General features: G+C 39.6%; 10 protein-coding genes. 7 read left to right on the forward strand and 3 right to left on the reverse strand.

The window, feature by feature from the left end:
* Positions 1-172 precede the first annotated feature (172 nt).
* Complete coding sequence (locus ACS5PU_RS15680; protein ID WP_439460100.1) at positions 173-955, forward strand: lytic transglycosylase domain-containing protein; 783 nt, start codon at positions 173-175, stop codon at positions 953-955.
* A gap of 393 nt (positions 956-1,348) precedes the next feature.
* Positions 1,349-2,392, forward strand: a complete 1,044-nt coding sequence (locus ACS5PU_RS15685; protein ID WP_439460101.1) for a 2Fe-2S iron-sulfur cluster-binding protein — start codon at positions 1,349-1,351, stop codon at positions 2,390-2,392.
* 93 nt (positions 2,393-2,485) lie between these two features.
* Here ACS5PU_RS15685 and ACS5PU_RS15690 read toward each other — a convergent pair whose 3' ends face one another.
* A complete protein-coding gene (locus ACS5PU_RS15690; protein ID WP_439460102.1) occupies positions 2,486-2,938 on the reverse strand; it encodes a contact-dependent growth inhibition system immunity protein in 453 nt (150 codons plus the stop codon).
* A 184-nt stretch (positions 2,939-3,122) separates the two neighbouring features.
* Between ACS5PU_RS15690 and uvrA the strand changes: the two genes are divergently transcribed.
* From uvrA to ACS5PU_RS15715, 5 genes are all read left to right on the forward strand, one after another.
* Positions 3,123-6,041, forward strand: coding sequence for an excinuclease ABC subunit UvrA (uvrA, locus tag ACS5PU_RS15695; protein ID WP_439460103.1), 2,919 nt, complete (start codon positions 3,123-3,125; stop codon positions 6,039-6,041).
* A 103-nt stretch (positions 6,042-6,144) separates the two neighbouring features.
* Positions 6,145-6,912, forward strand: a complete 768-nt coding sequence (locus ACS5PU_RS15700; protein WP_439460104.1) for a TatD family hydrolase — start codon at positions 6,145-6,147, stop codon at positions 6,910-6,912.
* A gap of 354 nt (positions 6,913-7,266) precedes the next feature.
* Positions 7,267-8,286: an asparaginase gene (locus ACS5PU_RS15705; protein ID WP_439460105.1), complete on the forward strand. Its 1,020-nt coding sequence runs from the start codon at positions 7,267-7,269 to the stop codon at positions 8,284-8,286.
* 444 nt (positions 8,287-8,730) lie between these two features.
* Complete coding sequence (locus tag ACS5PU_RS15710) at positions 8,731-10,143, forward strand: MBL fold metallo-hydrolase (protein ID WP_439460106.1); 1,413 nt, start codon at positions 8,731-8,733, stop codon at positions 10,141-10,143.
* An 11-nt stretch (positions 10,144-10,154) separates the two neighbouring features.
* Positions 10,155-11,120, forward strand: coding sequence for a YpdA family putative bacillithiol disulfide reductase (locus tag ACS5PU_RS15715; protein ID WP_439460107.1), 966 nt, complete (start codon positions 10,155-10,157; stop codon positions 11,118-11,120).
* Between the two features lie 151 nt (positions 11,121-11,271).
* Here ACS5PU_RS15715 and ACS5PU_RS15720 read toward each other — a convergent pair whose 3' ends face one another.
* Both ACS5PU_RS15720 and ACS5PU_RS15725 read right to left on the reverse strand, forming a co-directional pair.
* Positions 11,272-12,273 (reverse strand): SMI1/KNR4 family protein, encoded by a 1,002-nt coding sequence (locus tag ACS5PU_RS15720; RefSeq protein ID WP_439460108.1) that lies wholly within the window; start codon positions 12,271-12,273, stop codon positions 11,272-11,274.
* Between the two features lie 24 nt (positions 12,274-12,297).
* A complete protein-coding gene (locus ACS5PU_RS15725) occupies positions 12,298-13,290 on the reverse strand; it encodes an alpha/beta hydrolase (RefSeq protein ID WP_439460109.1) in 993 nt (330 codons plus the stop codon).
* Positions 13,291-13,510: the final 220 nt, after the last annotated feature.

Here is a 13,510-nt window from a genome sequence, read left to right on the forward strand (position 1 = left end):
AAAATAGCCTCTAAAATAGGAAAAAATGGGCGAAAATCAAAAATTAAAAACCGCGTTTAAAGCGGTTTAAAGCCCGATTTTCGAGCTTAATTTTGTAACTATTTGATAATGTGCTTATTATTTTTTACCTTTGCCAACGTTTTTATATAAGTTCACCAAAAAAAGGAGGAAAATGTTAAAGAAACACATCGTACCATTTGCGGTAGTGGCAACACTATTTATCTTGGCAAAAGTGTTCGCTTACCAAATGCCCTTAGCACAAAAAAGTCTTTTAAAACAAGAAAAATTAAACACTACAATACCCAAATCTGATAGCCTGGAAGTTGAATATGAGGTAAAGCCTCTTTCTTTAATGGCTCAGTTAAATTTCGCGGATGAAACCTTGCCCCTGGGTGATAAAAAGGTGGAACGCAAAATGAAAAAAACACTTGCAGCACACACTTACGGAAACACACAAACCAACCGTTTGCATGCTAAGGCAGCAAAATGGTTCCCTGTAATTGAGCCTATCCTTGCTGCATACGGAATTCCGAACGATTTTAAGTATTTGGCATTGGTCGAATCTGGAATGGCTGAAGGAGTTTCGCCTAAAGGAGCAGCTGGAATTTGGCAGTTTATGCCCGGCACAGCCCGTACCTATGGATTAAAAGTAAATGGCAGGGTTGATGAACGCTACAATTTACGTAAATCTACTATTGCTGCCTGCAAATACATCAAAGAGATGTACAAAGGTTTAGAGAGCTGGACATTGGTAGCTGCGGCTTATAATGTTGGCGACGGACGACTACGCAAGCAGATCAATAATCAAAATCAGGATAATTACTACAAAATGAAGCTCAACCGCGAAACCGGAGGCTATGTTTATAAAGTAATTTCGATGAAACAGATTATGGAACATCCGGTACGTTACGGTTACGCAAAACCGAGAGTATTATTGGCCTATAACGCCGAATAATAAAATTAAGATAAAGACAAGCATTTGGTAAGGCGTCCCGATTATTTCGGGACGCTTTTTTTATGGGTGATTGCGATGAATTGAGGATTACAGCGATTGCTTATTTTTCTTTCGGCATCAGGCTAACCAATTAACCAATTTAGCCACAGATTAACACGGAATTTATATTGCATCATGCTAACTAATGGCCAATGAACTATTGAACTTTCTAGCCACAGATTCACAGATTATCACGGAACTTATTCTGCATCATGCTAACCAATGACCAATGGCCAATGAACTATTGAACCAATAAACTTTCTATTCACAGATTAGCACGGAATTTACGCTGCATCATGCTAACCAATGGCCTATGAAGTATTGAACTAATGAACCAATTTACTTTCTTTGCATATGTTCAAGCTGCGAATCGATAAAATGATCAATCAACCGGGCGATAATATTACTTTTCAATTTGAAGAGATAGAAAGCCCATATCCAAAATATTTAGCCGGACAGTTTTTATCATTGGTATTTGAAGGTAAGCATAAAGAAATTAGAAGGTCGTATTCTTTTAACAGCTCGCCTGATGTTGATGAGCCTATGGCCATTACGGTTAAGCGTGTAGAAAATGGCGAAATTTCCAGGTTTCTTCACCATAAAACGGCTGTTGGCGATGTGCTGTTGGCGCAAGAGCCGCAGGGTTTGTTTAGCTATCATCCTATACCAGGCCTAGAACGTAATATTTTTCTATTTGCCGCTGGTGTTGGCATTACGCCTCTGTTCTCTATTTTGAAAACGGCCCTGGTTACTGAAAATAAATCGAAAATTACCCTGGTTTACAGCAACCGATCTATTGAAGAAACGCTGTTCTATGATGAATTAAAAAGCTGGCAGCAAAAATATCCTGAAAGGTTAAAAATTGTATGGGTATTTAGCAACAGCAAAAATTTAATGACGGCCAGGTTGAATAAATTTTACATCGAGAAATTGATTAAAGAGTACTTAACCTTTGATCGGCACAATGCTTTATTTTATACCTGTGGACCAATAATTTATATGGATTTATGCCGTATTACCTTATTGGGTATGGGTTTCGATATTAAACAGATTAAAAGGGAAACTTTTGTGCTGCCAGAAGATGAGGTGGATGAAGATGATAGTTCGGAAAAGGTAGTAGATAAAAATACCTATTCTGTGATTTTGAACTTTAAAGGAGAAACCTACAACCTGGATGTGCCTTGGCCAAAACGGATTTTGGATGTAGCTTTAGAACATAAAATTAAACTGCCTTACAGCTGCAGGGGTGGAGTATGCAGTACCTGCGTGGCTAACTGCACCAAAGGAGGTGTGCGCATGGATTATAACGAGGTACTTACCGATGATGAATTGGAAAGGGGAAGGGTTTTGGTATGCACCGGGCACCCAACGGAGAATGGAACAACGATCGAGTGGTAGCATATCCATTCGTTGAATGCTTATCTTTAGTTTTTCCTGGTTTACATTACTTAGCTATAGCCTTTCTGTGTAACCTGTTCTTTTAAGATCCCATTATAAGCTTTTCAGTTGAAGATTTTTATTTCTGATCTTTTCAGAGTTTAAATCAATTAACTCGGAAAGTTGTTTTCTTAATACTAGATTTTCAGTCCAGAAGCTGTCTTCTATTTTTGTTGTTCTCTCGAGTAGGTCGCCTGGGTATAGGTCGCCCTCAGTAAGAATATCTTTGCTTAAAAGTTCAATTGCGATAGGTATCAGGTATTTCAAGCCAATATTTTGTCCAATTAATGTTCTCAATTGCTCTGGCGTAAGTCTGTTGATGGGTATTTTTCTATACTCATTACATCTTTTAATCAAATCAGTTGGATATTCTTTCTCGTCAGGCCATTTTAAATTTTCTAAAACTTCAATAGACTTTTGTTCAAATTGTAATTTATTTTTGTTTTTCTTCATTTTCTTAAAAAAAAGAATCGGTTTTTTCTCTAAAAATACAAAACCATCGTCCATTCCGCAACGTTTATGATGTGGAAAAAAGATGCAGTCTTCTTTCGGGATATGGCTTTTATATTATGACATTTAATCCTTAATACAGATTGCATTAGACTTTCTTTTTGATAAAATTTTTAGCAATTTTGCGAATTGGAATTCTGGTTGTGCTAAAGACCTTTTTCCTTACACTTTTTTAAAAAATATGAGCAATAAATCTATCGACCTCGGCGAGCAAAAAGATGTAGAAGTATACGGTGCGAGGGTACATAATTTAAAAAATATAGATGTAAGTTTTCCGCGGAACGAACTGGTGGTTATTACCGGTTTAAGTGGCAGCGGAAAGTCATCATTGGCTTTTGATACCATTTATGCTGAAGGGCAGCGCCGTTATATGGAAACATTTAGCGCCTACAGCCGCCAGTTTATGGGCGGCATGGAACGCCCCGATGTGGATAAGGTTTCGGGTTTAAGCCCGGTTATTGCCATAGAGCAAAAAACAACCAGTAAAAACCCACGCTCTACGGTAGGTACCATTACCGAGATTTACGACTTTATGCGTTTGCTTTATGCGCGTGTTGCCGATGCTTACTCGTACAATACAGGCGAGAAGATGGAACGCATGAGCGAAGATCAGATCCTGCAGAATATCTTTAACAAATTTGATGGGCTAGCCGTAAACATATTAGCGCCCGTAGTAAAGGGTAGAAAAGGACATTACCGCGAACTGTTTGAGCAGATCCGTAAGCAGGGGTATGTTAAGGTTCGTGTGGATGGGGAAATTAAGGATATTACGGCTAAAATGCAGGTAGATAGGTATAAGATCCACGATATTGAAGTGGTGATAGACCGCTTGATTATCGATACCAAAGATAAAAAACGCCTGCTCGATTCATTGCAAACTGCGATGAAGATGGGCAAGGGAGTAATTAAAATCAGTGATAAGGATAATAATGTTGCGCATTTCAGTAAGTTTTTAATGTGCCCAACAAGCGGTATTTCTTATGACGAACCTCAGCCAAACAGCTTCTCGTTCAACTCGCCGTATGGTGCCTGCGAGCGGTGCGATGGTTTGGGCTATATCTTCGTGGTAGATAAAGAATCGGTTATCCCGAATCCAAAGCTGAGTATTTTAAACGGAGGTTTGGCCCCGCTTGGCGAGTACCGCGATATCTGGATGTTCCAGGTATTGAAAGCCTTGGCCAAAAAATATAGTTTTTCACTTTCTACGCCGATTGAAAAATTAAGCGATGAGGTAATCAACATTATCCTGAATGGTTCGCCCGATCTCATCAAGGTTGAGGTAGAATATAATAAATGGAATGTTCAGAATTATAATATCACTTTTGATGGTATTATAAAAATGCTCGAAGAGCAGAACGAAAAAAGAAGCGAATCTGCTTCGGATGATATGGACGAGTTCAGGAAACTGAAAACCTGTCCGGAGTGCAATGGCGCCCGTTTAAAAAAAGAAAGCTTGCATTTTAAGGTTGATGGAAAGAATATTTTCGAACTTTCATCAATGGATATTACCAATCTGCACCAATGGTTTGATAAGGTTGATGAGCGTCTTTCTGATCGCCAAAATGTAATTGCTAAAGAAATTTTAAAAGAAATTAAAGCCAGGATCGGTTTCTTAACCGATGTGGGTTTAACCTATTTAACGCTTGATCGTACCGCGCGTACACTTTCGGGCGGTGAAGCACAGCGTATCCGTTTGGCTACACAAATTGGTTCGCAATTGATGAATGTAATGTACATTTTGGATGAGCCGAGTATCGGTTTGCACCAACGTGATAACGAACGCTTAATCAATGCCCTTAAAAATCTGCGCGATTTGGGGAATACTGTTTTGGTGGTAGAGCACGATAAAGACATGATTTTGGAGGCCGATTGGGTTATAGATGTAGGCCCAGGCGCTGGTATCCATGGTGGTACCGTGGTTGCAGAAGGGAAGGCAGCAGATATTTTAAAATCCAATACCTTAACCGCCGCCTATTTAAATGGGACAAAGAAAATCGAGATACCGAAAGTGCGTAGAAAGGGCAATGGACATAAACTATCGCTTGTAAAAGCCAAAGGCCATAACTTAAAGGATGTTTCAATCGATTTTCCATTAGGTAAATTTATTGCCGTAACCGGGGTTTCAGGTTCAGGGAAATCGAGTCTGATTACCGAAACTTTATATCCTATTTTAAACCACCATTTCTTTAGGGCAAAAAAAACACCCTTGCCTTATGAGCGCATCAGTGGCCTCAAAGAGATTGATAAAGTTATTGAAATCGATCAGGCGCCGATAGGAAGAACCCCACGCTCAAACCCTTCTACCTATACAGGCGTGTTTTCTGATATCAGAAACCTGTTTGTACAACTGCCCGAAGCGAAAATCCGTGGATATAAACCGGGACGTTTCTCTTTCAATGTAAAAGGTGGTAGGTGCGAAACCTGTCAGGGAGCAGGATTAAAGGTAATTGAAATGAATTTCTTGCCGGATGTGCAGGTACCATGCGAAGAATGTGGAGGAAAACGCTACAATAGAGAAACCTTAGAAGTCCGTTTCAGGGGCAAATCAATCAGCGATGTGCTCGACATGAGTATTGAAGATGCCTGCGATTTCTTTGAGAATATCCCGATTATTTACCGAAAAATTAAAACCTTAAAAGATGTTGGTTTGGGTTATATCACCCTTGGCCAATCATCGGTTACTTTATCGGGTGGTGAAGCGCAGCGTGTTAAGTTGGCCACCGAACTTTCTAAAAAAGATACCGGAAAAACATTTTATATTTTAGACGAACCTACCACAGGACTTCACTTTGAAGATATAAATGTGCTTTTGGGCGTGCTGCAAGAATTGGTAGATAAAGGCAATACCATTTTGGTTATCGAACATAACCTTGATGTGGTAAAGGTTGCCGATTGGGTGATTGATTTGGGCGAAGAAGGCGGCGCAGGCGGCGGAAGGATTTTATTTGAAGGTACACCAGAAGGGCTGATCCAGAATCCGATCAGTTTAACCGGTAAATTTTTGAAGAAGGAAATGGAATATAGTCCGGAGTCCACAGTCGGAAGTTCGGAGGCTATTGCCAAGGCACCGAAGAAAAGTACTGCTAAAAAGAAAAAGTAATCAAAAGAACATGATTTACAAGTGATTTGTGAGCCTGAGTCTGTCGAAAGACATCATCCATCTTTCATATTACATTTTCCATCATCCATTTTACATTACAAAAATGATTTTCACCGATACCCATACCCATTTATATTACGAGCAGGATGCCGAGAAACAGGCGCAACTGATGGAGCGTTGTCTTGAAAGCGATGTTAGCCGTTTGTTTTTGCCAAATGTTGATGTTAAATCAATCGCTATGATTGATGATCTGATTAGTAAATATCCGGATAACTGCTTTGCCATGGCGGGTTTGCATCCATGTGATGTGAAGGAAGATTATTTATCGGTGTTGGATGAGATTTATAAAAGCATTGCCGGTAGAAAAATTTATGCCATAGGCGAAATCGGAATTGATCTGTATTGGGATAAAACTACTTTGGCCATACAGCAAGATGCTTTCCGCAAGCAGATTGGCTGGGCGAAGGATTTAGGCTTGCCCATAGTAATCCACTGCCGTGAGGCTTTTGATGGAGTTTTTGAACTTTTGGAAAGCGAAAGAGATGAAAAATTGCGCGGTATATTTCACTGTTTTACCGGTAATGTAGCGCAAGCTAAACAAGCCATCGATTTAAATTTTTATTTGGGTATTGGTGGCGTAGTTACTTATAAAAAAGCCGGATTGGACCTGGTATTGTCAGAAATCCCTTTGAATAACCTGGTTTTAGAAACCGATTCGCCATACCTGGCACCTGTGCCATTCCGTGGTAAACCCAATGAAAGCAGTTATCTGGTGTATATTGCCCAAAAACTGGCTGATATTTATGGCCTTTCAATGGAAGAAATTGCCAATGTAACTACAGCGAATTCAAAAAAGATATTTGGGGTTTAAAAAGCATCATTTACTAATAATATGATCGTCATGCTGAACTTGTTTCAGCATCTCTTTATTTATTGGATAATATGCTTTATCAAGCATAACGTCATCGATTGGTGGCGAAACCAACCAATAAGGCAAATCTACTGGTTGGTGTCATCACTAACCAGCCTAGTTTTATCACCATTTAATAGCCCTCCCAACTACTAGGGTAAATTAGTTTTGCATATTTGTTAATTAATAGCGATAATTATTAAATTATTGATAATTAAAACGTTTTAATTAAAGTTTTTGTTGCTAATTTCAAAATATCGGGCTATCATTTCTAAATTTTTGCTTTCTTTGCGGTGAGCAACCTTCACCAACCAAATGACCAAAATACTTATAATCTATACCGGTGGTACCATCGGTATGGTTAACGATCCTACAAATGGGATGTTAGTTCCATTTGATTTTGAGCAGATCAAAGAAAATGTACCTGAGCTAAGCCGTTTAGATTATCAGTTAGATGTGCACTCCTTTAACCCCGTACTGGATTCATCAAATATGGATCCCGAGATATGGAAAACACTGGCCGAACTGGTTTATAATAAATACGATCAATACGATGGTTTTGTAATCCTGCATGGCTCTGATACGATGGCTTTTACTGCTTCGGCATTGAGTTTTATGCTCGAAAACTTAGATAAGCCTGTTGTATTAACGGGTTCACAGCTGCCTATTGGAGAAATCAGGACCGATGCCAAAGAGAATTTAATTACCGCGCTGGAAATTGCAGCCACTAAAGAAGATGGTAAATCATTATTCCCCGAGGTTTGCATTTATTTCGATGCCCAGTTGTTTAGGGGAAACCGGTCTATTAAATACAATAGCGAAAAGTTCGAAGCTTTCCGTTCGCCAAATTACCCGGTGCTGGCCGAAGCTGGCGTTCATTTACAGTTTCACAGAAATTACATTTTACAGGCAACAGGAAAGGAACTGAAATTGCACACCAATTTTAATTCGAACATCGGTGTGCTGAAATTATATCCGGGCATTACGCCACAGGCTGTTCAGGCCATAACAGATTCGAAGGTTGATGCCATTATTTTGGAAACTTTTGGCTCTGGTAATACCACCACGGCAGAATGGTTTTTGGATAGCCTAAGGCAGGCCATTTTGCACGGAAAGATTATTATCGATATTTCTCAGTGTAAAAAAGGTTCGGTACAGTTAGGCCGTTACGAAACCAGCAGAGAACTCTTGAAAATGGGTGTTTTAAGCGGTTACGATTTAACTTTCGAAGCTACCGTAACCAAACTCATGTTTGTAATGGGCCTCGGCCTATCGGTTGAAGAAAGCCGTAAACTGATGGAAGAATCGTTGCGGGGCGAATTGACTAAGGATTAAGTGTTGGTAGGGATTTGTAATCCCTTTTATGGAATCAAGGATTTTAAATCCTTTAAAACCAATCGGGCTGAGATTGTAAATCTCAGCTGACTAGACAAGCTTCAAGGCGTAAATTTCCGATTAATTTGGGCGTTACCTAAGCTGCGCAAAGGCCGGGCTTTTCAGGGCTACGCTGCGCTTCGGTACCGGTGAAGAACCGGTACTAAACCCTTACAATCCCTAACGCAAAACCCAGCAATTTAAAGAAGACCTCGAAGGTTTTAGAAACCTGCGAGGTCTAAACACGCGATATTAAGTAAAACTTCTGCAATTATGAGCAACATCATTTTGCTTATCAGTATTTAGCCCTATTTTTGCTATGAAAGGGTATAAGTATAGAGGTTTAAGGCTTAGGTTGTGCCTTGATATTTGATACTCAATACCCCACTAGATACTTATTCAATCATGAAAATAGAACAGATATATACAGGTTGCCTGGCAGAAGCCGCTTATTACATTGAAAGTAATGGCGAAGCCGCGATAATAGATCCCTTAAGAGAAGTTGGAACATATTTAAAGAAAGCCGAAAAAGCCGGTGCAACGATAAAATATATTTTTGAAACTCATTTTCATGCAGATTTTGTTTCTGGCCACGTAGATCTGGCAGAAAAATCAGGTGCAGCAATTATTTACGGACCAACTGCCAAAACCGAATTTAAATCGCATATCGCAAAAGATGGCGAGCAGTTTCAAATCGGTGCCATTACCATAACCGCATTACATACGCCGGGCCATACCTTAGAATCTACCACTTATCTGTTAACCGATGAGGATGGTAAGGATCACTGTATTTTTAGTGGCGATACCCTTTTTATAGGGGATGTTGGCCGTCCGGATTTAGTGCAAAAGGGAAATTTAACGATGGAAGATCTGGCAGGGATGCTTTACGATTCGTTAAACGAGAAAATTAAGCCTTTGGCCGATGATGTTATCGTATATCCTGCGCATGGTGCGGGTTCGGCCTGCGGCAAGAGCATGAGTAAAGAAACTTTTGATACACTTGGACATCAGAAACAGGTTAACTATGCCCTAAAAGCCGAAACAAAAGAACAGTTTATTGCCGAGGTAACCGATGGTATTATGCCTCCACCACAATATTTTGCCAAAAATGCCGCCATTAACAAAGGTGGTGTAGAAAGCATTGATGAAGTTTATGAGAAAGGCCTAAATGCGCTAACACCTCAGCAGTTCGAGGATACGGCAAATCAAACGGGTGCCATTATGCTCGATACCCGCGATCCACAGGTTTTTGCCAAAGGTTTTATCCCAAATTCGATCAACATTGGTTTAAATGGGCAATTTGCCCCATGGGTTGGTGCACTGATTACCGACCTGCAACAGCCTATTCTGTTAATAACCGATCAGGGCAAAGAAGAAGAAACCATTACCCGTTTAACAAGGGTTGGCTACGATAGTACAATTGGTTATCTGGATGGTGGTTTTGAAAACTGGATTTCTGCCAATAAAGAGATTGATAGTATAGCATCTATTTCGGCCGAAACTTTTGAGCAGGCAGCAAATGCAGGCGAAATTACAGCGCTTGATGTGCGTAAACCTGGCGAATATGAATCAGAACATCTGGAATTTACTTTAAGCCGTCCGTTGGATTTTATCAATGATTGGACAGGTGAAATCAATTCAAAGGAAACCTATTACATTCACTGTGCAGGCGGGTACCGCTCGATGATTGCCGCTTCAATATTAAAATCGCGTGGCGTCGAAAATGTAATTGATGTAGCTGGCGGTTATGGGGCAATTAAAAACACAGACTTAAAAAGAACAGATTTTGCTTGCCCCAGCAAAGCAATGAAAGTATAATAATCGCAAATTTGGCAAATCAAAATCATTACGACGTATTCATTATCGGTGCCGGACCAATCGGGATGGCCTGTGCCATTGAAGCTCAAAAAGCAAACCTAAGCTACGTAATTGTAGAAAAAGGTGCTTTGGTAAACAGTTTGTTTAACTATCCGGTATTTATGACCTTCTTTTCTACATCGCAAAAGCTAGAAATTGGAGGTGTTCCTTTTGTTACCATTAGTCCTAAGCCAAACCGGAACGAAGCCGTTGAGTATTATCGCCGCGTGGCCGAAAAGTTCAGTTTAAATATCCATCTTTTCGAAACCGTAAAGCAGGTGGTTAAAAATGATCATGGGATTTTCGAAATCAATACTTCGAAAACACAATATACTGCTGGTAATGTAATTGTAGCTACGGGCTTTTACGATGTACCTTTATTAATGAATGTACCGGGCGAAGATTTACCAAAGGTTACACATTATTATAAAGATCCACACCTGTATGCTTTTCAAAATGTAGTGGTGGTTGGGGCCAATAATTCGGGAGTAGATGCCGCCTTGGAAACTTACCGCAAAGGCGCAAATGTAACCATGGTAGTGAGGAGTGGAGAGCTTGGTCCGCATGTTAAATACTGGGTAAGGCCCGATATTCAGAACAGAATTAAAGAAGGCGAAGTTACTGCACTTTTCAATGCTGAACTTGTTGAAATAAGGGAAGGAGAAGTGGATATTAAAACGCCGGAAGGGATTAAAACAATTGCGAACGATTTTGTGATCGCCATGACAGGTTATCAGCCTGATTTTTCGATGTTGCGAAAATTCGGCATTGATTTACCCGAAACGCTATGCCCGGTTTATAATGAAGAAACCATGGAAACTAACGTAAAAGGTTTATACCTGGCCGGCGTAGTTTGCGGAGGTTTAGATACCCACAAGCTTTTTATCGAAAATTCGAGGGTGCACGCCGAAATGATTGTGAAAAATATTGTTGGCTAAATTGTCTTACGAGGTTTCGTGGGGCATGGCAGGGCAGAACCTCGTAAGTCTGTGAACTGATTTTGAATTATCCCTTCTATTTTGCGTACTTGAGCGTCCTTTTATTTAGATCTCTCCGTTTCGCTGCGCTTCAGTCGAGATGACGGTCGTTTTATTTAACCTCTTTATTGCAAACTGTCTGTTTCCCATGCTTGTAAGATGCGAATAACATTAATGTGATTATCAACACTTGAAATACCACTAGAGTATTGTTTAAGGTGAAAACTGTTGAAGTAAAACTTTCTGCTTTAGGAGTTGTAGCAACTGCTGATAATGGCGGATAAACTGTCCATACTGATCCAAGTGGACTGTTGAAAAAGGAAAAAATTGGACTAGCTTTGGTAAGCAGTACAACAAAACACAGGCCTAAAAATAAAAATATTAGAAAAGGTCCTCTTGGCTTAAATGAACGTCTTTTTTCTTTAATGAAGTAGGCTGTAAAGGAAATGATTAAGAAAAAGGAAATTAAAAAGTGATGATTTGCAATAACAAAATAAGTATCATGCAGGTTAATGTCAATGTCTTTTTCAAAAATAGCTTTTCCAAATATGCAGAATCCTATAATTACGCTAACTGCAATACAGCCTAAAAGCCATAAAATTTCCTGCAATAAGGGTTTGTTTTTCATGAAGGACTGCTTTTTTATGATGGGCTCCGGATTTACATTAATATGCTTGATTGACTTATTCTTAATTTCTTTGTTCCAGTGATATAAACCATTTGATTCAAATACGCCGCCGTTTAGAAATCTTTCCAGGAATTCACTTAAGGAAGATGTAAGCACAATATCTTCCTCATTGTATATTTCAATAACTCCTTTATCGTTTTTTCGAATCGACCACATATCCGAATAAATCATATACTCTGCAAAATAAAACCAAGAGCTTCCAAAATTATTATTCGCTATTATTTCTTCGAGAGAGAGGAAATTAAAGATGTCCTCATCACATTCAAAACCATTACATATAGAATAAAATTCTCTGAAATCAGGCGGAAGTTCGAACCCGATTGCTTTTTCAAATTCAAGGATGGCTTGATTGCTAGCAGGATCATGCAACAGGAAACCAGAATCTTTATGGTTTTTGGCTATCGCAGTTATTAAGTCTTTAATCACCTATAAATATTTATTTGCTCTAAATCAATACACTGGTATTTTCAACACATTCCCCACAAAACTATCAATCGCAGTTTCTACACTCGGTAAATCTTTAGCCGTGATATAACTGCCTAAAACATGGTTGCCACCATTTGGTATAGCTACTTTTCGTTTTAGGTTTTCGGGCGTTCCAAGCTGATCGTACATTTTTAACATGGCATCAACCTTTACTACAGGGTCCTGCTCCAGTTCATTTTTGTAATAATAAAGCATTAAAAGAGGCTGTTTTACTTTTTCGAAAGTCTTTTTGGTCATGGTGCTTTCTATAAATTCCTGCAGCTCTACCAGCGATTCGATGCGGTAATTGGTGTACCAGTATTTTTTGTATTCCAAGGTTCTGCCATCTACTCTGCGCTCATCGCTGCCTAAAACCTTACGGGCAATCTGCAGCCCCCAGGGGTCGTTTAACAACCAGGCATTTTTATCGTTAATGGCCACATTTGGTGATATTAGGATCAGACTGTTAATGTCTGGATAGGTTGCGGCCAGTTTCAAAGCAAGGGTGCCCCCGGTAGAGGTACCCACCAGAATTACTTTTTTGCCTAATTTTTTACCAATGGCATAAGCTTGCTTGCTGCTTTCCCAAAGGCGGTCGGCGGTAAACTGTTTCATTGGTGCTAGGGTATCAATTCCATGATCGGCCAAACGGGCAAGGTATAAATTGGCATGTAGTTCTTTAGCCAAGTTTAAATGTACCGGATTTCCTTCCGTTTTGGATGCCGAAAAACCATGCAGATACACTATGGCATATTCTGTTTGCTGATGTAGAGTATCTGCCCATACAATTTCGGCCTCATTGCCCGGCTTTATTTTATGTATCGATTCGATGGCAGCTACGTAATTATCTAAATCATCCAGATCTGGTACCTGAATCAACTGCTCGTTGTAGATCGGTTTTTTGGGTTTTGGTCCCAATAAATAACCTGCAACAATTAAGGCAGAAAGGCCGATAATGACTTTGTAGCGTTTTTTCATATGGCACTGATAATATTGGTTTAAATGTAAACTTTTGAAATAAATAAAGCGAATTTTTTAGCGAATTGCTTTAGAGGGTTGAGGGGAAATTTACATGCACCCTCCATTGATTTTAAACCTGATAGCGCCAAATAGCCCACAGCCCGAAGCATGAGGGCGCGGACTATGGGCAATAGCAGGACGGAAGTAATAAATAATTGCTGGCGTTGCTTTTATAAAC

The sequence above is a fragment of the Pedobacter sp. GSP4 genome, from assembly GCF_051857575.1.
Taxonomy (GTDB): Bacteria; Bacteroidota; Bacteroidia; order Sphingobacteriales; family Sphingobacteriaceae; genus Pedobacter.